Source organism: Gottfriedia sp. NPDC057991 (assembly GCF_042886615.1).
Lineage (GTDB): Bacteria > Bacillota > Bacilli > Bacillales > Bacillaceae_G > Gottfriedia.
This window is the reverse complement of record NZ_JBHVQN010000003.1, coordinates 454,519-474,811: the sequence shown is the minus strand read 5'-3', so window position 1 is coordinate 474,811 and position 20,293 is coordinate 454,519. Positions and strand designations below refer to the sequence as shown.

The 20,293-nt window shown below is 33.9% G+C and carries 21 protein-coding genes; all 21 read left to right on the top strand.

What is annotated here, in order from left to right:
• Positions 1–78 precede the first annotated feature (78 nt).
• The 21 genes from prfA (at position 79) to ACFVR2_RS13625 (ending at position 20,291) form a co-directional block, all read left to right on the top strand.
• Complete coding sequence (gene prfA / locus ACFVR2_RS13725) at positions 79–1,146, top strand: peptide chain release factor 1 (RefSeq protein WP_387362516.1); 1,068 nt, start codon at positions 79–81, stop codon at positions 1,144–1,146.
• Positions 1,146–2,006: a peptide chain release factor N(5)-glutamine methyltransferase gene (gene prmC, locus ACFVR2_RS13720; protein WP_387362514.1), complete on the top strand. Its 861-nt coding sequence runs from the start codon at positions 1,146–1,148 to the stop codon at positions 2,004–2,006. Before prfA ends, prmC begins: the two co-directional genes overlap by 1 nt.
• Positions 2,007–2,143: 137 nt before the next feature.
• Complete coding sequence (locus ACFVR2_RS13715; protein WP_387362512.1) at positions 2,144–3,049, top strand: ATP-grasp domain-containing protein; 906 nt, start codon at positions 2,144–2,146, stop codon at positions 3,047–3,049.
• Entirely contained in the window at positions 3,046–3,903 is an 858-nt protein-coding gene (locus ACFVR2_RS13710; protein ID WP_387362510.1) for an ATP-grasp domain-containing protein, read from the top strand. The genes ACFVR2_RS13715 and ACFVR2_RS13710 overlap by 4 nt, the downstream gene beginning before the upstream one ends.
• A gap of 349 nt (positions 3,904–4,252) precedes the next feature.
• Complete coding sequence (gene spoIIR, locus ACFVR2_RS13705) at positions 4,253–5,059, top strand: stage II sporulation protein R (RefSeq protein ID WP_387362508.1); 807 nt, start codon at positions 4,253–4,255, stop codon at positions 5,057–5,059.
• Positions 5,060–5,117: 58 nt separating this feature from the next.
• A complete protein-coding gene (locus tag ACFVR2_RS13700; RefSeq protein WP_387362506.1) occupies positions 5,118–5,576 on the top strand; it encodes a GNAT family N-acetyltransferase in 459 nt (152 codons plus the stop codon).
• A gap of 106 nt (positions 5,577–5,682) precedes the next feature.
• Complete coding sequence (locus ACFVR2_RS13695; protein WP_387362504.1) at positions 5,683–6,732, top strand: L-threonylcarbamoyladenylate synthase; 1,050 nt, start codon at positions 5,683–5,685, stop codon at positions 6,730–6,732.
• A 619-nt stretch (positions 6,733–7,351) separates the two neighbouring features.
• Positions 7,352–7,909, top strand: a complete 558-nt coding sequence (locus ACFVR2_RS13690; protein ID WP_098426249.1) for a manganese efflux pump MntP — start codon at positions 7,352–7,354, stop codon at positions 7,907–7,909.
• 122 nt (positions 7,910–8,031) lie between these two features.
• Complete coding sequence (locus ACFVR2_RS13685) at positions 8,032–8,472, top strand: low molecular weight protein arginine phosphatase (RefSeq protein ID WP_387362501.1); 441 nt, start codon at positions 8,032–8,034, stop codon at positions 8,470–8,472.
• 124 nt (positions 8,473–8,596) lie between these two features.
• A complete protein-coding gene (gene rpiB, locus ACFVR2_RS13680; RefSeq protein ID WP_025568584.1) occupies positions 8,597–9,046 on the top strand; it encodes a ribose 5-phosphate isomerase B in 450 nt (149 codons plus the stop codon).
• A 111-nt stretch (positions 9,047–9,157) separates the two neighbouring features.
• Positions 9,158–9,724: a TIGR01440 family protein gene (locus ACFVR2_RS13675; RefSeq protein ID WP_387362499.1), complete on the top strand. Its 567-nt coding sequence runs from the start codon at positions 9,158–9,160 to the stop codon at positions 9,722–9,724.
• A gap of 168 nt (positions 9,725–9,892) precedes the next feature.
• Positions 9,893–11,134 (top strand): serine hydroxymethyltransferase, encoded by a 1,242-nt coding sequence (glyA, locus tag ACFVR2_RS13670; RefSeq protein WP_387362497.1) that lies wholly within the window; start codon positions 9,893–9,895, stop codon positions 11,132–11,134.
• 226 nt (positions 11,135–11,360) lie between these two features.
• On the top strand, positions 11,361–11,879 hold the full coding sequence (locus tag ACFVR2_RS13665; protein ID WP_387362495.1) for a DoxX family protein: 519 nt from the start codon (positions 11,361–11,363) through the stop codon (positions 11,877–11,879).
• 272 nt (positions 11,880–12,151) lie between these two features.
• Entirely contained in the window at positions 12,152–12,781 is a 630-nt protein-coding gene (upp, locus tag ACFVR2_RS13660; RefSeq protein WP_097974886.1) for a uracil phosphoribosyltransferase, read from the top strand.
• 116 nt (positions 12,782–12,897) lie between these two features.
• On the top strand, positions 12,898–13,839 hold the full coding sequence (locus ACFVR2_RS13655) for a DNA-binding transcriptional repressor DeoR (RefSeq protein WP_387362493.1): 942 nt from the start codon (positions 12,898–12,900) through the stop codon (positions 13,837–13,839).
• Between the two features lie 325 nt (positions 13,840–14,164).
• A complete protein-coding gene (deoC, locus tag ACFVR2_RS13650) occupies positions 14,165–14,830 on the top strand; it encodes a deoxyribose-phosphate aldolase (RefSeq protein WP_387362491.1) in 666 nt (221 codons plus the stop codon).
• Positions 14,831–14,969: 139 nt separating this feature from the next.
• Positions 14,970–15,374, top strand: a complete 405-nt coding sequence (locus ACFVR2_RS13645; RefSeq protein ID WP_387362489.1) for a cytidine deaminase — start codon at positions 14,970–14,972, stop codon at positions 15,372–15,374.
• A 120-nt stretch (positions 15,375–15,494) separates the two neighbouring features.
• Positions 15,495–16,679 carry a NupC/NupG family nucleoside CNT transporter gene (locus ACFVR2_RS13640; protein ID WP_387362487.1) on the top strand — a complete coding sequence of 395 codons (1,185 nt, stop codon included), beginning with the start codon at positions 15,495–15,497 and terminating at the stop codon, positions 16,677–16,679.
• Positions 16,680–16,792: 113 nt separating this feature from the next.
• Positions 16,793–17,425 carry an AmiS/UreI family transporter gene (locus tag ACFVR2_RS13635; RefSeq protein ID WP_387362485.1) on the top strand — a complete coding sequence of 211 codons (633 nt, stop codon included), beginning with the start codon at positions 16,793–16,795 and terminating at the stop codon, positions 17,423–17,425.
• A 175-nt stretch (positions 17,426–17,600) separates the two neighbouring features.
• Positions 17,601–19,805, top strand: a complete 2,205-nt coding sequence (locus ACFVR2_RS13630) for a S8 family serine peptidase (protein ID WP_387362483.1) — start codon at positions 17,601–17,603, stop codon at positions 19,803–19,805.
• A gap of 261 nt (positions 19,806–20,066) precedes the next feature.
• A complete protein-coding gene (locus ACFVR2_RS13625; RefSeq protein ID WP_387362481.1) occupies positions 20,067–20,291 on the top strand; it encodes an AtpZ/AtpI family protein in 225 nt (74 codons plus the stop codon).
• Positions 20,292–20,293: the final 2 nt, after the last annotated feature.

The window sequence follows — 20,293 nt, the reverse complement described above, 5'->3', positions numbered from 1 at the left end:
TTAAAGAAGCGATGTAGAATCGCTTCTTTCGATATATATTTAGAAACTATTTAAGACGAAAATGTCGAGGTGAAAATTATGTTTGATCGATTACAAGTTGTAGAGGATCGTTATGATAGATTAAACGATTTACTTAGTGACCCGGAAATTATAAACGATTCAAAAAAGTTACGTGAATACTCAAAAGAACAATCAGATATTCAAGAAACAGTTGATGCTTACCGTCAATACAAATCAGTTAAAGAGCAAATTAGAGATGCGAAAGCTATGCTTGAAGAGAAGCTTGATGCTGATATGCGCGAAATGGTTAAAGAAGAATTAAATGATTTAGAAAACGAATCAAAGGATTTAGAAGAACAATTAAAAATCCTTTTAATTCCAAAAGACCCTAACGATGATAAAAACGTTATTGTTGAGATTCGTGGTGCTGCGGGAGGAGACGAGGCTGCATTATTTGCTGCTACGTTATACCGTATGTACAGCCGTTTTGCTGAGGTTAACGGATGGAAAACAGAAATCATTGAAGGTAACTACACAGAGCTAGGTGGCTTTAAAGAGGTTATCTTTATGATAAATGGTAAAGGTGCATACTCAAAACTAAAATTTGAAAATGGTGCACACCGTGTTCAACGTGTTCCTGAAACTGAATCAGGTGGACGAATTCATACTTCAACTGCAACTGTAGCAGTTTTACCAGAAGCTGAAGAAGTTGAAATTGAAATTCATGAAAAAGATATTCGTGTAGATACATTTGCTTCAAGTGGTCCTGGTGGTCAATCAGTAAATACAACGATGTCTGCAGTGCGTTTAACTCATATTCCAACAAATACAGTTGTATCATGTCAGGATGAAAAATCACAAATTAAGAATAAAGAAAAAGCGATGAAGGTTCTTCGCGCTAGGGTTTATGATAAATTCCAAAGAGAAGTACAAGCAGAATATGATCAAAACCGTAAGCAAGCTGTAGGTACAGGTGACCGTTCTGAACGTATCCGTACTTATAACTACCCACAAAACCGTGTAACTGACCACCGAATTGGATTAACAATTCAAAAGCTTGATCAAATCGTTGAAGGTAAAATCGACGAAATTATTAATGCGTTAATTATGGATGATCAAGCAAAACGAATGGAACAAAGTCAATAATGACAACCAAGATATATGAAGCCCTAAAATGGGCTTCTTCTTTTTTACAAGAACACGGTCGTGATGAAAATGTGGGTGAAATTGTATTAAAACATCTTTTGAACTACAATCGAACAGAATTATTGCTAAATATGAGAGAAGATTTAGAAGAGAATGATTGGAAGCAGTTTCAAGAATTGGTTCATAAGCACATAGATGGCCAACCAATCCAATATTTAATAGGATATGAATACTTTTATGGCAGAAAGTTCTTCGTTAATGAAGAAGTATTAATTCCAAGACCAGAAACAGAGGAGTTAGTGGAAGGTGTTCTGCATCGTATTCAAAAGCATTGGAAAAATACAGAACAACTTGAACTAGTAGATGTAGGAACAGGTAGTGGGGCGATTGCAATCTCACTTGCGCTTGAAAATAAACAACTAACAGTTCATACAGTTGATATTGCAGCAGAATCTATTCAAGTTGCTGAACGAAATGCACAAGAGTTACAGGCAAATGTCCACTTTATACACAATGATTTACTGAATTACTTTATTGAAGAAAAGAAGAGAGTGGATATTGTTGTATCAAATCCGCCGTATATTCCGCATGAGGATTGGTTGGGTTTAGATGAAGTAGTTAAGGAACACGAACCATATCGTGCTTTAGTAGGTGGCGAAGATGGTCTAGATTTTTATCGTCGTTTTGCAAATGACTTACCTAAAGTATTAGAAGAAAAATCACTGGTTGCATTTGAAGTAGGAGTCAATCAAGGTGAACAGGTTGCAGACATTTTAAGGGAAGTTTACCCGAATTCGAATGTTGAAGTTGTTCTCGATATTAATGGCAAAGATCGTATGGTATATATGGTAAATGGCTAATTTAAATAGTGAATCGTAATGATATTGACTAGAAAAAGTCTATGTATTACGATTCTTTTTTTTGTGATACAGTTGTAAAAGATGAGGGGAATTTCAATCAAGAAAAAACAAAAACATTACGAAAGAAGATAGTTAGAATGAAAAAGTTTAAAGGTTGGATTGTATTTAATGGTCATATTACAGCTACAAAATTTACTGAACTTTTCGAATGGATACGTGATACAGCAATCACAAAAGGAATAGATGTTACTTTAGTTAAACATTATGAACTAATCCCAGTAATCGAAAAGGGTCAAGCGATTTTAAAAGGGAAATTCGCGAATGAGAAACCTGATTTTGTCATTTTTTGGGACAAAGATGTTCATTTAGCAAGGCATTTAGAGAATATGGGGCTAAAACTATATAATTCTGCGAGAACGATTGAAGTTTGTGATGATAAGGCTTTAACTTTTCAGGCATTATCGAACTACGATATTCCCATGCCAAAAACAATTACGGCTCCGCTGTTGTTCCCTAATTGTGATTTAACAAACTATGATTTTTACGATGAAGTTATACAGGAATTAGGTTTTCCTTTAATTATAAAAGAGTCATTCGGTTCATTTGGTAGACAAGTTTATTTAGTTGAGAATAGAGAAGATTTTTATAAAAAGGTAGACGAACTAAAGCACAAACCTCATATTTATCAAGAGTTTATAGAATCAAGCAGAGGGACTGATCTTCGCATCCAAGTAGTAGGTAAACAAGTAGTAACAGCAGTGTTAAGAAAATCAGAATCAGATTTTCGTGCAAATGTTACAAACGGTGGAAAGATGTATAAGTATGAGCCAACAGAAGAGCAGATCAATTTAGCGCTTAAATGTTCTGAAATATTGGGAGCCGATTTTGCAGGAATTGACTTATTGTTCGGAGAAGATGGAAAAACATATATATGCGAAGTTAACTCAAACGCACATTTCAAAAATATTTATTTATGTACAGACGTGGATACAACGAAATATATAATTGATTATATTGTCGAGGACTTGGAGAAAAACGTATGATTGGTTGGCTAATCTATTCCGAATCAGATGCAGAAAGAAACAGGACGTATATCGACTGGTTAGTAAGCGGAGCATTGGAAAATGGATTTGAGTTAAAGTTGCTATATACAGAAGATATTGTAATAGGTATTCGAAACGGTGTTAATATACTTTGTTATCAAGGTAAAGAGTTAAGTAAACCGGCCTTTGTAATCATGAGGACAATATCACAAATATTATCTTCCCACTTTGAAGAAATGGGAATCAGAACATTTAATAACCAGGCGATTTCAACAATGGCCAACCATAAGTTTCTAACACATCAGAAGCTTTCTAATCTAGGAATTCCAATGCTAGACACATTTTATTATAAAAAAAATACAATTACAAAATCTATAGATACAATTCATTTCCCTTGTGTGCTTAAAAACTGCACAGGAAGAGGCGGAAGTGAAGTATATTTTATAAATAATCAAGAAGAGTTACTTGAGACCGTACAGAACGTAAACTTTGATGAAATATTAATTCAAAACGTTGCAGAGCAATTAGGTAAGGACTTAAGAGTTTTCATTATCGGTAAAGAAATTGTTGCCGCCGTTTTAAGATATTCAGATAAAGACTTTCGAGCGAATTTTTCTCTAGGCGGAGGCGCAATACTATACGAACTTTCCAAAAATGAAAAAGAACTCATTCAAAAAATAGTAGATCATTTTGACTTTGACTTCGTCGGAATTGACTTCATGTTTGGTGCAAACAACCAACTAATCCTAAATGAAATCGAGGACGTAGTAGGAAGTAGAACACTATATACAGTATCAAACATTGATATTGTTTCGTTGTATATGGATTATATTAAAAAGCAGATAAAGTGTTAGAGAAAAAAGGAATTGTAAGATATCTAGGAAATAAAGAAAGTTTATTAAAGGTTTTTTCGGATTCTAAACCGTATATTTCACACTTTCCTTTTTAATAGATTGTTAATTAGTTAGGGTAAATCTATGAGTAAATCCGAAAGTAAGATGCTCAACGTCGATGGAGAAGGGGGCGGCTGGGATCCTGCGGTAAATGAACAGCTCAACATCTGCACAACGGAAAAAGGGCATCTTAAACTGGAAATCATCGTTTACTTCCTAATCCAAAAATGACACTATTAAAAAAATAGAATACTAGTGTTTAAGAAATAATCAAATTGTCTACACTGTTCCTAGAGGGATGGTGGAGAGAATGAAAACTAAAAATAAAACAAAAATAACATATAAAATTATTTCTTTATTTATCATATTATTAATTAGTTCATCAGTGTTATTGCCACTTCGAGATACAAATGCAAAAGGTAATGAAATGGTCGTAATTCCTAAGAAAGCTGTACGACTAAGAATTCTAGCAAATAGCGATTCTAGTGAAGATCAAGCTCTTAAACGTAAAGTTAGAGATGAAGTTAATGCTCAAATTAATACTTGGGTAAAAGATTTAACAACTTTTGAAGAGGGACAAAAGGTTATTAAAAGTCATATTCCAGATTTAAAAAAAACAGTTACACGTGTTATTCAAGAAGAAGGCTCAAATCAATCATTTACAATTACTTACTCTAAAAAAGTTAAATTCCCTACAAAATTATATGGTAGTTTCTTATATCCTGCTGGTGATTACGAAGCGGTTTTAATTAAACTTGGTGCAGGTCAAGGGGCAAACTGGTGGTGCGTATTGTTCCCACCATTATGTTTCCTAGATTTTTCAAACGGTGATGCAACTTTAAGTAAAGAGTCACTACAATCGCAACAAAAGGTTGATCATGAAACAAAAATCGAAAAAGAACCAAATAAAGAGTTTAAAAAACAAGCAGCATTACGTTTAAGCGATGATGATTCTAATGTTGCTACAAAACAAAACAATGAATCATCTTTACAGGATGATACTGATGTCAAGAGCAGTGAAGATGCGGTTGTAGCTTCTACTCTACCTAGTGATGATCCAAAAGATGATATTAAGGTAGAGAGCTTCTTTGTACAAATGTTAAAGCAATTATTTTAGTTCTAGCAATCTCCCTATGTGCATAAAGTATTACAAGCATACTAGGGAGGTTTTTTTTATGAAAATACGTTCAGCGATTCAGGAAGATTTTGAAACAATTTTTTCATTCTTGGGACAAGCAGGATTATCCACAAACGGACTTGAGGAGCAACAAGAATCTTTTTTCATAATGGAAGATGAGTTTGGGAAAGCACAAGCTGTAGTAGGATATGAGCAAGACGGAGAAGAAGCGTTATTAAGATCACTAGTAGTTGCACCTACCATTTACTCACAGCATATGGTACTCTTTTTACAAAGTGTTCTTGAAAAACTAAAAGAAGAAATGATTAGTAAAGTATATTTATTAACAAGACAGCATGTAGTTCAAGACTTATTCCTTTTACTAGGTTTTGGGCAAGTCGAACAGGAAAATGTTTCGAACAGTATCAAAGAAATGAAGCATTACCAAACTACTATTACGAATGAAGAAGTATTAGTTTATCAAATAGAACTATACACAAAGTTATCCACAAATTAGCAAGTTTTGTCCACAATTTGTGGATAAAACTTGCTTTTCATTCTTTGGATAATGTCTAAATTTGTAAAATATACACTATTATTCACTCTAGAGAGAGGTGCTACGTATGGAAACGAAAATATGGTATGTGGATAATCCTGTGAATAAAGAAGAAGTTTACCCACAGATTGTGGATGCAGCAAAAAATTTACAGTTAGGACAAGTTGTCGCTTTTCCAACAGAAACCGTTTATGGGTTAGGGGCAAATGCTCTTTCAGATGAAGCGGTACAACGAATCTTCCAAGCAAAAGGTAGACCAAGTGATAATCCCCTTATTGTACATATTGCCAACAAAGAACAGTTAGATAATCTAGTTGAAGAAATTCCATTAGATGCAAAAAAACTAATGGATGCTTTTTGGCCAGGACCATTAACGTTAATTTTAAAAAGTAAGAAAAATGTTTCAAAATATGTAACGGCAGGGTTATCTACTGTTGGAATTAGAATGCCTGATCATCCAGTTGCTCTAGCTTTAATTGAAGCTTGTAATTTGCCAATAGCAGCACCAAGTGCAAATACATCAGGGAAGCCTAGTCCAACGTCTGCTAAGCATGTATTTGAAGATTTAAATGGACGAATTGTAGGAATTGTAGATGGTGGTAGTACGGGTGTCGGGGTTGAATCGACAGTTATTGACTGTTCTCAAGCTATTTTTACAATATTAAGACCAGGTAGTATTACGCCAGAAATGATAAAAGAAATAATTCCTACTGTTGAAGTAGATCCAGCAACAATGAAGGAAAACGAAGCACCAAAATCACCGGGCATGAAATATAAACATTATGCACCAGATGCTCAAATGCATCTTGTAAATGGAAGTATTGAGTTTATGCACAAACTTATACACAATTCCAAAACAGAGGGAAAAAGAGTAGGGATATTAACAACGGAAGAAAATGCATCGCAATATGATGCAGATGTAATTCTTACATGTGGAAAACGTAGTGACCTATCAACCGTAGCTGCAGCATTATATGATTGTATTCGTAAATTTAACGAAGAACATGTTGATATCATTTATTGCGAAACCTTCCCTTATGAAGGTATTGGAATTGCCATTATGAATCGTCTGTGGAAAGCCTGTGGACATTCGGTGATTTCAGAATGTGAAATATAAAATAGTCAAATGTATCTTAAGGAACCTTATTGATCATATAATTCGGTTTTGATGATCTAAACATGATTTTAAATGTTAATATGATTGAGCAGATTTATAATATCAACAAACTCTAGTAATTGTTTATTCTTGAGAAGGTAAAAGTATTTAAGAGCTAATTTTTATTTTTATAATACGTTGATGTTCGATCTTAATTGACCTACAAACTGATTAATAAGCTGCTATGCTACTCTAAGTAAAAGGATATTAAATTAGGTTTTTAGTGTAATCTTTTATTGATGAATAAGTTGATTGGAACGGAAGGGTGCTCGACTCCTATGGGAAATGAGGGAAGGCTGAAGACCCCGCAGGCTTGCCGAGGAGGCTAAAGAATCTCGCCCCATGGAAAGCGAGATCCTGTAGTGGAAATCAACCTCATTAAACTCCTTTTACGAAAATTTGATAATTAATTGATAAGCTTGTTTTTCAACAGCGTATAATAGAAGCCCCGAATAGAGCTTCTATTATTTTTTTTAGGAAATGGCCCCTGCCCCTAATTTAAAATTAAATTTTATTAATTTCCCTCATATGATTTATAGGACGTGCATATCTTTTAATAGCAAGTCCTAGGGGGGAAAGCATGAGTAGCTCATTAATCAATGAACTAATTACATTAACTATTATGGGATCTGCGCTAGGTTTAGATGCATTCTCAGTTGGGTTAGGAATGGGAGTTATACAACTTAAATTTAAACAGATCATTAATATCGGTATTGTAATTGGACTCTTTCATGTAATAATGCCCTTATTAGGAATGATCATTGGATATGAGTTATCCGAGAATCTGGGACGATTTGCTGTATTACTCGGTGGATTCTTATTAATGGGAATAGGCTTTCACATGATCTATTCAACTTTATTTGGAAAAGAAGAAAACAAATATTCACCTACAGGAGTAGGTTTACTTCTTTTTGCATTTAGTGTAAGTGTGGACAGCTTTTCGGTTGGTATTAGTTTGGGAACATTCGGTGCTAAAACATGGCTAACAATTTTACTATTTGGTATTATCAGTACAATTTTAACTTGGGCTGGATTACTCTTAGGAAGAAGAGTAGAACAGGAACTTGGTAAATTCGGAGAACTATTAGGTGGTTCATTCTTATTGATTTTCGGAATAAAACTATTATTTTTTTCTTAACAGATACATATGGTGAATAAGAGCTAAGGATGGAGAAAATTGGAGACAATTGCCCCATCCTTTTATTTTTTAGTAAAATAGATTAAATAAAACGTTCAGATAAATGAGGGTGAGGTATTAAGATGAAAAATATATTATTTGTTTGTACCGGAAATACATGTAGAAGCCCAATGGCAGAAGCACTATTAAGATATCATGGTAATGAGTTCTATCAGGTCAAGTCTGCTGGAGTGTTTGCTATGTCAGGTGACCCTGCTTCTCAAAATGCAATATTGGCACTGAAAAATAAAGGGATAGAAACAAATCATTCCTCGCAGCAAATAAATGAAGATCTATTGGAATGGTCTTCGAAAGTCTTATCAATGACATTGAGCCATAAACAAATGTTAGTTTCTAAGTTTCCTCAGTACAAGGATAGAATATTTACATTTTATGAATATATAAACGGTCAAGCTAAAGATATTTCTGATCCTTATGGAGGGTCATTAACAACTTATGAAAATACTTTGAGTGAATTAGAAGAGTTGGTAAAACAGATTGTACAGAAACCAAACGTATATTAATTTAATCAGTGATTTGATGTTAATTAGATGCCCTAAATCTGAACAGAATAGTGTAAGATAGAAATTGAAGTCAATTCAATACGATAGAAAATTAATTCAAAGATATCAATACGGGGGTTATCTAATGAAAGTAGCAATAGCGTCTGATCATGGTGGATTAAATATACGACAAGAAATCATGAATTTAATGGATGAAATGGGCATTGAATACGAAGATTATGGTTGTGAGTGTGGGACATCTGTAGACTACCCAGATTATGCATTCCCAGTTGCACAAAAAGTTGCAAATGGAGAAGTAGACCGTGGAATATTAATTTGTGGAACAGGAATTGGTATGTCAATTGCCGCAAATAAAGTTGAAGGAATTCGATGTGCATTAGTGCATGATACTTTCAGTGCAAAAGCAACTCGTGAACATAATGATACGAATATTCTAGCTATGGGGGAACGAGTAATCGGACCTGGTTTAGCAAGAGACATTGCAAAAATATGGTTAACGACTGAGTTTGAAGGCGGTCGACATGAAAATCGAGTAAATAAAATTAAAGACTACGAAAAGAATCACCAATTATAAAAATTAAAGCCGCTAATCCAAAACATAATGTGAAGATTATCGGCTTTTTTAATAATGAGAAATGGAATGTTAGTCAATTTAAAGAATTATTCTACGAAAGGAGCAAAACAAATGAATGAAGAATTAAGGTTAGTAGCCGGGCAAATAAAATCATTATTAAACGAGCTAAATGATCATGTAAATTTCACAAGTGAGCATGTTTTAGTCATTGGATGTAGCACTAGTGAGGTTAGCGGACAAAGAATTGGAACTTCAGGAACAATCGAAGTAGCGGAAGTCTTATTTAATGAGATTAAGGCTTTTCAAGATGAAACAGGAGTACAATTAGCATTTCAATGCTGTGAACATTTGAACAGGGCATTAGTTGTTCAAAGAAAAACGGCAAAAAGTTTACAACTAGATGAGGTAACTGTGGTACCAGTTCGCACTGCAGGAGGAGCACTTGCCTCATTCGCATATAGACATTTAGATCATGCTGTAATTGTTGAACACATTAAAGCGGATGCAGGGATTGATATTGGCGATACTTTAATTGGTATGCATTTAAAGCACGTGGCAGTTCCTTTAAGAACAAGTATTAAACAAGTTGGACAAGCTCATATTACGGCGGCAAAAACTCGTCCAAAGTTAATTGGTGGAGCACGTGCAGTTTACGCAATAGATGAAGACGTTAAATAATGTGTTTTTTATTATAATAGAATAGTTAAATGTTAGTTAGTTGAAAGATATATCTTTCATTTTCAATACAAAACATGGTAAAATAGAAAGGAATTCGGTCGTTTTATCGAATAATATAGTAAATTTATACTAGTAATGTTCGTGTTTTACAAAAAGGGGGATATAACTGTGGAAAATTTAAAAAAGCAAGATCCATCATTGTATGAGGCAATACAGTTAGAGTTAGGTAGACAACGTACTAAAATCGAGTTAATTGCTTCTGAAAACTTTGTAAGCGAAGCAGTAATGGAAGCCCAAGGTTCAGTATTAACAAATAAATATGCTGAAGGGTATCCAAGCAAACGATACTATGGCGGTTGTGAATATGTTGATATCACAGAAAACATTGCAAGAGACCGTGCAAAAGAAATTTTCGGAGCAGAACACGTAAATGTTCAACCTCATTCAGGTGCTCAAGCGAATATGGCAGTTTATTTCACTATTTTAAAACATGGTGATACAGTATTAGGTATGAATTTATCACATGGTGGTCATTTAACTCACGGAAGTCCAGTAAACTTCAGTGGGGTACAATATAATTTCGTTGAGTATGGAGTAGATCCAGAAACTCAAGTAATTAACTATGAAGATGTATTAGAAAAGGCTAAAGCACATAAGCCTAAATTAATTGTAGCTGGTGCAAGTGCTTATCCAAGAGCAATTGACTTTAAAAAATTCAGAGAAATTGCAGATGAAGTTGGAGCTTACTTAATGGTTGATATGGCTCATATCGCTGGTTTAGTAGCAACAGGTCTTCATCAAAATCCAGTTCCATTTGCTGATTTTGTTACAACAACTACTCATAAAACATTACGTGGACCACGTGGTGGTATGATTTTATGTAAAGAAGAATTCGCAAAAGCGATTGATAAATCAATCTTCCCTGGAATTCAAGGTGGACCATTAATGCACGTAATTGCAGCAAAAGCTGTAGCATTTGGTGAAGCATTACAAGAAGATTTTAAAAAGTATGCACAAGCGATCATCGATAACGCTGCTCGTTTAGCAGAAGGCTTAAAATCTCACGGCTTAAATTTAGTATCTGGTGGCACAGATAATCACTTAATTTTAATTGATGTTCGATCATTAGAGTTAACTGGTAAAGTTGCTGAGCACGTATTAGATGAGGTTGGTGTTACATGTAACAAAAATACAATTCCATTTGATCCAGCAAGTCCGTTTGTAACAAGTGGTATCCGTATCGGTACAGCTGCTGTCACTTCAAGAGGATTTACTTTAGAAGATATGGATGAAATTGCATCAATCATTGCTGAGACATTAAAGAACCACGAAAATCAAGAAGTACTAGAAGCATCTCGTAATCGAGTTAATGCTTTATCAAGTAAATACGAATTATATCCAACATTTTAATAAATAAAGTATAAAGTAAGCTATCTTTAGAACAGTATTTTCAATTGCAAATAGCATCGAAGGTGCAGTTATTTTAAAGATAGCTTTATATTTTTAAAAGTTTGTGATAATGTTCACAAAAAGTTCGTTTAAACTTGTGAAAAGATTCACATTATCCATTGGAAATGGAGTACAATAACTCATGTAAACAGCAATTAAAAATTTATTCAAACGGAGGCAAAAAATTATGTTTATTAATTTTTTAAGAACTAATAAAATTGCATCTGGTTTCTTAACAATTATTCGTCTTTATTTAGGTTATGAGTGGATCCATGCAGGTTGGGGTAAGTTATCAGCTGGCAATTTCGATGCTTCAGGATTTTTAGGATTTGCAGTTAAAAATGCCACAGGTGAACACCCAGCAGTTCAAGGCTGGTGGGCAGACTTTCTAACAAACTTCGCAATACCAAACATCGATTTATTTAACTTTTTAGTTCCTATTGGAGAATTCGCAATCGGACTTGGACTTATTCTTGGATGTTTTACAAAAACAGCAATGTTCTTTGGTTTAATGATGAACTTCGCATTTATGTTTAGTGGTACAACTAGTACAAATCCACAAATGGTATTATTAGGAATCATTATTATAATTGCTGGTTCAAATGCAGGACGTATCGGATTAGATCACTATGTTAGCAAGTTTATTAATAGAAAAACTTCTTTCACTCCAAAAGTACCAGATCATAATTTAAGAAATGTATCTTAACTATACACACCAAAGAGGGAACCAATTGGTTCTCTCTTTGCGTATTAGATAAAAACTTCTCTGACTTATATTAATGATGAAGAGGAGTTTTTTATTCAAAATGGGTCAAAATAGCAATTAGATTAGTAAAAAAAGGAAATATTGAAGTTTATATGTAAAAAAGATCTAAATTAATTCTAAGTGATTGCATGATGTGGCTTGAATTATTTAACCGCTTTCGGTATTCTTTTTAAGAATAATAAATTACTAAGTATTTGCAAGGAGCGATAAAAGTGAGTAAAGTATACGTTTTTGATCATCCGTTAATTCAGCATAAAGTTTCTTTAATTCGTAAAAAAGACACTGGAACAAAAGAATTTCGTGCACTAGTTGATGAGGTTGCAGGTTTAATGGCATTCGAAATCACACGCGATCTACCACTACAAGAAGTGGAAATCGAAACACCAGTAGCAACTGCAAAGTCAAAAGTAATTGCTGGTAAAAAATTAGGGATTGTACCAATTTTACGTGCAGGTTTAGGAATGGTTGATGGATTCCTTCAATTAGTTCCTGCAGCTAAAGTTGGACATGTTGGATTATACCGCGATCCTGAGACATTAAAACCGGTTGAATATTACGTTAAACTTCCTACGGATGTAGAAGAGCGTGACTTCATTGTGATTGATCCAATGCTTGCGACAGGTGGATCAGCAGTTGAAGCAATCAACTCTTTAAAAACACGTGGTGCTAAAAATATTAAGTTTATGTGCTTAATTGCAGCTCCAGAAGGTGTTGAAGTTTTACAAAAAGCACACCCAGATGTGGACATTTACATAGCTGCCCTTGATGAAAAATTAAACGATCATGGTTATATTGTTCCTGGTCTTGGCGACGCTGGAGATCGTTTATTTGGTACAAAGTAATTACATTTAAAAAGCTTTCCTAGCATAGGAGAGCTTTTTTTAATTAATTAAAAGGGGTATAATAATTAAAAATTTGAACGTTAAATAAGGATTGGTAAGTTAAAGGGGATTAGGGAATGTCACTCGAAAAACAAAGGTTAATAATAGATGCTGCAAGACTATACTATGATTCTGACTTTAGTCAACAAGAGATCGCGACACAATTAGGAATCTCTCGTCCAACTGTCTCAAGATTACTCCAACAAGCAAAGGAATTGGGATATGTACGCATTCAAATTATTGACCCCCTAGAAGGCAATCAAGATTTAGCTCGAGAGTTAAAGAGGAAATATAATTTACAATCTGTTGAGGTTTGCTATTCACCAATTGATGACTACAATGAAGTTTTGCAAATAATCACTAAAAAAGCTGCAGATGTATTAGTAGATTTAGTCCATGATGGTGACGTTGTTGGAGTTACTTGGGGAACTACGATGTATCATATTGCAACGAAGTTAAGTAATAAACAAGTAAAGGGTGTAGAAGTAATTCAGCTAAACGGTGGAGTAAGTTACTCTAAAACGAATACTTATGCATCTGAAACGGTAAATTTGTTTGCTGAAGCATTTAACACCGTTCCAAGATATTTACCACTACCAGTTATATTTGATAATCCACAAGTAAAACAAATGGTCGAGGAAGATCGCCATATTGGTCGATTAATCGATTTGGGAAAACAATCAAATGTTGCAATTTTCACTGTAGGAACTGTTAAAAAAGATGCTTTACTATTCAGAGTTGGCTACTTAAACGAGAAGGAAGAGACGGATTTACAAACATTTGCTGTAGGAGACATTTGCTCACGCTTTTTTGATAAAGAAGGAAATATTTATTCTGAACTTCTTAATCGCCGAACGATTGGAATTGAGTTAGATGAGCTAAGAAGTAAAGAAAAGTCTATTTTAGTCGCAGGTGGAGAAAGAAAAATAAACGCTATTCACGGTGCTTTAATGGGTAAATATGCAAATATTTTAATAACCGATCAATTTACTGCAAAAAGATTGTTAGAGCAGGGATAAGAAAGGGAGAGGTAAAGTTATTAAAAGACTTTGCCCCTTCCCTCTGTCATGTTTTCTACTAGACAACCTTTAAAAAAAGGGTGTTCCAATAGTGGTTACCATAGAAATTAGATATTTTTACATTTAAAAAGGAGGCGTCTTTTGTGTCAGTTAACCTGACTTATGAGACAGCCTCTTTCTTTATAAAATAGGTAAAATTATCCTTGAACATAAGTTCAATTTGTATTTTACAAAATTTCATGGCGGTGTTATAGTAAAGACATATTCAAAGTAACATAGTAAACAAACATTATTTATAATAAAACCATTAAGGGAGCGACTATATATGAATTACGCAAGTTTAGTAGATCACACATTATTACGAGCTGACGCAAAAAGAGAGGAAATTGCAAAACTAGCTGAAGAAGCAAAAGAATTTAGCTTTGCATCAGTTTGTATCAATCCTACTTGGGTTTCTTATGCAAGTGAATTATTAAAGGGTTCTTCTGTAAAGGTTTGTACGGTAATTGGTTTCCCTCTAGGAGCAAACACTCCAGAAGTAAAAGCATTCGAAACTACAAACGCAATTGAAAATGGTGCTGAGGAAGTTGATATGGTTATCAATATTTCTGCATTAAAAGAAAAAAATGACGAGTTAGTTGAAAGAGATGTACGTGCAGTTGTTGAAGCTGCTAAAGGTAAAGCTTTAGTAAAAGTAATTATTGAGACTTGTCTTTTAACTGACGAAGAAAAAGTTAGAGCTTGTGAATTATCAGTTAAAGCTGGTGCTGACTTTGTAAAAACATCAACAGGATTTTCAACTGGTGGAGCAACAGTAGAAGACGTTGCATTAATGCGTAAAACTGTTGGCGAAAACGTAGGCGTTAAAGCTTCTGGTGGTGTTCGTAACTTAAAAGACGTAGAAAGTGTAGTAACTGCTGGTGCAAACCGTATCGGAACAAGTTCAGGTGTTAAAATCGTCCAAGGTGAAGAAGCAAACACAGCTTATTAATTTCAAAATAATTTTAAAATAAAAAAAAGTGAGTGAGTTATTGCTCTTTAGCTCTTACGTTGGTAATATGGTAAAGCGAAGACAAAACTCACACACTTTAATAAAGAATTACCTAACAATTCGTTAAAGGGTGATAAATATGAATACACAATCATTAATCAATGAAGCTTTAAAGGCTCGTGAAAACGCATACGCTCCTTACTCAAAATTTAAAGTAGGTGCAGCAATTTTATTAAATAACCAAACGGTCTACACAGGTTGTAACGTAGAAAATGCTTCTTATGGTCTAACAAATTGTGCAGAAAGAACTGCTATATTTAGTGCGGTAGCTGCGGGTAACGGTTTAGCAAAGATCGAATCAATCGCAATAGTGGGGGACACTGAAGGTCCAATTTCACCATGTGGTGCATGTAGACAAGTAATCGCAGAATTTAGTGATGAAAATACAAAAGTATACTTAACTAACTTAAAAGGTGACATCGCTGAAACAACTGTTAAGGAATTACTTCCTGGATCATTTAGTTCAAAAGATTTACAAGGTTAATCCTTGTCTGACATCTAACTTCTATATGATGTCTGACATCCAACAAATAAAAAGTTGTGTTCGTTTTGAAAGCGCTTATATTAAATAAAAATAAATTTATTGGATTTTCGGGGGAGAAACATGAAATATATTATAGCTCTTGTTGGACTACTAGTAGTTTTCGGTCTTGCTTTCATCGCTAGTAGTGATCGTAAAAACATTAAATATCGTCCAGTAGTAATTATGGTTGTTGTTCAAATCATATTAGCGTTCTTATTATTAAATACAGAAGTAGGTTTAATTTTAATTAAAGGAATTTCTAACGGATTTGGAAAGTTATTAGAATACGCTGGTGAAGGTGTTAATTTCGTTTTTGGTGGTATGGCAAATGAAGGTGCTTTCCCATTCTTCACAGGAGTATTATTACCAATCGTATTTATTTCTGCATTAATAGGTATTTTACAATTCACAAAGATTTTACCGTTTTTTATTAAATACATTGGTTTAATCTTAAGCAAAATCAATGGTATGGGTAAATTAGAGTCTTACAATGCAGTAGCATCTGCGATTTTAGGACAATCTGAAGTATTCATTTCAGTAAAAAAACAATTAGGTCACTTACCAAAAAATCGTTTATATACTCTTTGTGCATCAGCAATGTCAACAGTATCTATGTCAATCGTAGGTGCATATATGACAATGGTTGAACCAAAATATGTAGTAACGGCAATTGTATTAAACTTATTTGGTGGATTTATTATTTCTTCAATTATTAATCCTTACACTGTTACAGCTGAAGAAGATATCTTAACGGTACAAGAAGAAGAAAAACAATCATTCTTCGAGATGCTTGGAGAGTATATTTTAGATGGTTTCAAAGTAGCAATCATCGTTGCAGCAATGTTAATCGGTTTTGTTGCATTAATTGGTGGAATTAATAACATTTTTGATATGATTTTTGGAATCTCATTCCAAGGAATTTTAGGTTATGTTTTTGCTCCATTCGCATTCATTATGGGTGTACCATTTAAAGAAGCGGTGGATGCAGGTAGTATTATGGCAACAAAACTTGTTTCAAATGAGTTCGTTGCAATGATGGATTTAGCAAAACATGGTAAAGAGTTCTCAACTCGTACATTAGGAATTGTGTCAGTATTCCTTGTATCATTTGCTAACTTCTCATCAATTGGTATTATTGCAGGTGCAGTTAAAGGTTTACATGAAAAACAAGGTAATGTTGTAGCCCGTTTCGGCTTAAAATTATTATTTGGTGCAACATTAGTAAGTGTTTTAACGGCAATTATCGTAGGGATCGTTTTAAAATAATTTAATCCAAGCGTTTGACTTAGATCAGGCGCTTGTATTTTTTTTCTAATCTTAAAGTAGGAGGGTTGAGTTAAAAAGTGAATTTCTAACAATTTTCTTTTTAACAAGTCACTATGGGATCTGTTGGTTTACTTTTATCTGGTGCAACTCTGTTTTTAAATAGTCTTGTTTTATTAAATAAAGCGAATGCTAAAAGTGCAGCTTTATTAAACTTATTTGTAGGTACATTACAAATCGTTTTTCCTATCTATTTATTAATGCATTTAGGTGCAGGTAAGTGGGAATTATTTAATACGGCAAGCATTTTCTTTTTTGGTATTACTTATTTATATAATGGATTTACAAATCTTAAAGGTTTTAATGGAACTGGCTTAGGTTGGTTCTCACTTTGGGTATCAATCATGTCTGTACTTTGGGCTTTCGTGAACTTCGCTATTATTCATGATGTTGTCAATGGACTATTATGGGTTATGTGGGCATATTTATGGTATCTATTCTTTGCTGGCCTAGTATTAGGTAAGAAAATAGAACGATACACAGGAATTGTTGCAATGATACAATCTTGGACTACAATTACTCTTCCTGCATTTTTTATGCTTTTAGGGATTTGGCAGGAGACAGTAATTTCAAATGCATGGATCGTAGTTTTAGGTGCTTCGATTTTGTATTTTGTCATACATGAGGTTAAAGCGTATGTTACAAATAAAAGATTCCAGTTGTTTAACCAACCTGAATTAAAAAATTAATGATAATAAAAAAAGACTAACTTGTTAGGTAAGCTTAATGCTTTACCTAGAGTTAGTCTTTTTTTATTTTGAAAACTTTGTAGGTTCTAGAGAAAATTACCTTTTTATACATGAATGAACGATTAGTGAGAAAGCTAAAAAGAAAATATCTTATATAAAGGAGAACCTGCATTGAATGAAAAATTACTTTCTTAAAATAATTATTTGTTTAGTTTTTTTACTATTTCCATTTAAAGATGTTTATGTAAATGCACATGAACAACAAAAACAAGTAGCTTTAATTTCGGTTAAAGATGGAATGATTACACAGGCGATAAAATATATTGCTGAACGTTTCCCTAATGTAACCGTAAGACAACAATACACTGAGACGTACTATGGTTTTTCTGTATCGGGTTCTCTTGAAGAGTTATCACAGTTAGCTAAAATGCCGTTAGTAAAGGATATGCATTTTGTTACGACATATAGAGCTCATTTAGAAGATAGCATCCCTTTTATTGGAGCGGACGAAGCTCAATTATATAAGGATCAAAGGGGAAGAAAGATTACTGGTGAAGGCGTTAAGGTAGGAGTAATCGATACTGGTGTAGATTACAGGCATCCTGATTTGAAATCAAATTATGGTGGCGGTTACGATACGATTGATTTAGATAAAGATCCAATGGAAACTAAGCTTGAAGAAAAAAGTACATTTCATGGTACCCATGTAGCTGGAGTAATAGCAGCAAATGGAAAGAGAAAAGGTGTAGCCCCTAAAGCTACAATCTATGCATACCGTGCTCTTGGTCCTGGTGGCGTTGGTACATCTGAAACTGTTATGGCTGCAATTGAGCGAGCAGTGAAGGATAAAGTAGATATTATTAATTTATCATTAGGTAATGATGTGAACGGACCAGACTGGCCGACAAGTATTGCTTTAGATAAGGCAGTGGAGAAGGGGGTACTTGCAATTACAGCTGCAGGAAACTCTGGACCAGGATTATGGACTGTTGGTTCTCCAGCAACTGCATCAAAGGCTTTAACAGTTGGTGCGAGCTATCCACCTGTTCTTTTCCCATCTATACACGTAAAAAATAAAGAGACAATTATTAGTCCTATGATTGGATCTGCTAAATGGGGTAAAGGTTTAAAAGGGCGATTTGTATTTAAGAAATATGGAGAAAAGCGTGATTTAAAAAGAGTAAAAGACAAAATTGTCTTGCTTGAAAGGGGAAAAATCACATTCACTGATAAAGTAAAAAATGCTCAAGATGCTGGTGCAAAGGCGGTTATTGTCTTTAATAATATTGATGGAAATTTTATCGGACAAATTAAAGGGAAATTTACTGTTCCAGCTGCGACTATTTCAAGAAAAGAAGGCTTATTGATTAAGAAAATCATTGAAAAAAGTAAAGTGGAAGCTAAGACTGGACATGAGAAGAAGGTTGATATTCTTGCAGATTTCAGCTCTAGAGGGCCGGTAACAGGTACTTGGCAAATGAAGCCGGATTTATTAGCCCCAGGTGTACAAATAAAAAGTACAATTCCGGGTGGGTATTTAGCGCTTCAAGGAACGAGTATGGCAAGTCCACACGTTGCTGGAGCAGCTGCTCTAGTAAGACAGCTGCACCCAGATTGGAGTATGGATGATTTAAAAAGTGTGCTAGTCAACACAGCAACACCATTATATAAGAATAATAAAAAGATGTATCATGCGTACGAACAAGGGGCTGGAAGATTAGATATTGAAAAGGCACTTGAGACTGAGACAACATTATTCCCAACGTCTTTATCTTTAGGAGTAACTAGAAAATCAGATTTACAAGTAAAGAAAGATTTTGTCGTAAGAATATCCAATAAATCAAATATGCCAAAACAAGTTACAGCTATAAATAATCAGCCAGCCACTGGAATACAATGGGTATTACCTAAGCCTTTTACAATTCCGGCGCATACTAGCAAAAAGGTTAGTCTTACTGCAACGGTTGATACGAAAGTATTAAGAGATGGATTTTATGATGGGGCAATTACGTTCAGTACAAATGATGATGAAAATCTAAGAATGCCGTTTTTATTACTACAAGGAGAACCGAACTTTCCGTCGGTCATGGGATTTCACTTTGGAAGAGTAAAAGGTAAAAATCGCTATAAATATGAACTCTATTTACCAAGTAAGGTTGAGGAATACAAAATTGCTGTTTTTGAATCAGAAACATTCCGTTTGTTAGGTGTAATTGATGAACAGGAGAATAGTAAAAGGGGGATTATTAAGAAGGAACTAGTTTTAAAGGAATTTCCTAAAAGTGGAATTTATAAGTTTGTGATCTTTTATAAACGTAAACAATATGAAAGTGCAACGGAATCTTACGTCAATGTCGCTAAGATTTATGTTGAAGACTAAAAATTGGTAAGTAATTTTTAATAGTTTTTTAATTTAGGTAATTGACACATTTTTGCAACATATTGTATGCTTAACATGAATGTTTAAAAGGGTTTTCAATGTATGTAAATACTATGTTGTTAAAATTTTTTGAACGTTTTGTGAACAATTTGTGAACGTTTTCAATGTTTAGAGATTTTAGGAAACAATTGTTGTAGAATAAACCATGATAAGACTTTTGGCAATTTTTTGAGAATGAAAATTGACATGGAGGGATTTTGTATGAAAAAAAACAATCATCATCCTCTTAAAGCAATGACACTCATGTCTTCAATTTTAGCTCAACTTGTCGGTTCTATTCTCATAGGCATCTTTCTAGGAAGATGGATTGATTCATTTTTTAATTGGCCAGTACCAGTATTTATGATCATCTTTTTACTGTTAGGATTATTTACTGGAATCTACGGCACGCTTAAATTAGTTAAGCAATTCACACCAGGGGACTAGTT